A 579-nucleotide genomic window follows, 5' to 3' on the forward strand; every position below is an offset into this window, starting at 1 on the left:
AGCATCTTCACGCGCGGGCCGCCTGCACGCGCAGCAGCGCCGCGTCCATCGCGTAGCGGTAGCTGTCGGCGCCGAAACCGCAGACCACGCCCACGGCCTTGTCACTGAAGTAGCTGTGCTGGCGGAACGGCTCGCGGGTATGCGGGTTGGACAGGTGGATCTCGATGAACGGCACCGCCACCGCCGCCAGCGCATCGCGCAGGGCGACCGAGGTGTGGGTGAACGCGGACGGGTTGATCAGGATGAAAGCGGTTCCGTCATTGCGCGCGGCCTGCACGCGGTCCACCAGCACATGCTCGGCGTTGGACTGCAGGCTCTCCACGGCGTGTCCGGCGGCCGATGCCTGGGCGGCCAGGGCCTGGTCGATGTCGGCCAGCGTGGTGTGGCCGTAGACCTCCGGCTCGCGGGTGCCGAGCAGGTTGAGGTTGGGGCCGTGCAGGACCAGCAGCTTCGCCATGGGATCCGGAAGACGGGAAAGGGCGGCAGTCTGGCGGAACCGGCGGATGCTGTCCAGTTCGACGAAGTTTGCAGCGTTTCAATCGTGTGTTTGAAATCTGCCGGAGCGCTTGTGGCTGTACG

The 579-nt window shown here is 67.2% G+C and carries 1 protein-coding gene; it reads right to left on the reverse strand.

Annotated features, from left to right (window positions below; genetic code table 11):
• Positions 1–7 precede the first annotated feature (7 nt).
• Positions 8–457 carry a type II 3-dehydroquinate dehydratase gene (gene aroQ, locus DAI20_RS19960; RefSeq protein WP_108252904.1) on the reverse strand — a complete coding sequence of 150 codons (450 nt, stop codon included), beginning with the start codon at positions 455–457 and terminating at the stop codon, positions 8–10.
• Positions 458–579: the final 122 nt, after the last annotated feature.

Origin of the sequence: Planctomonas deserti, assembly GCF_003067705.1 — a bacterium.
In the GTDB taxonomy this organism is placed as follows: domain Bacteria; phylum Actinomycetota; class Actinomycetes; order Actinomycetales; family Microbacteriaceae; genus Planctomonas; species Planctomonas deserti.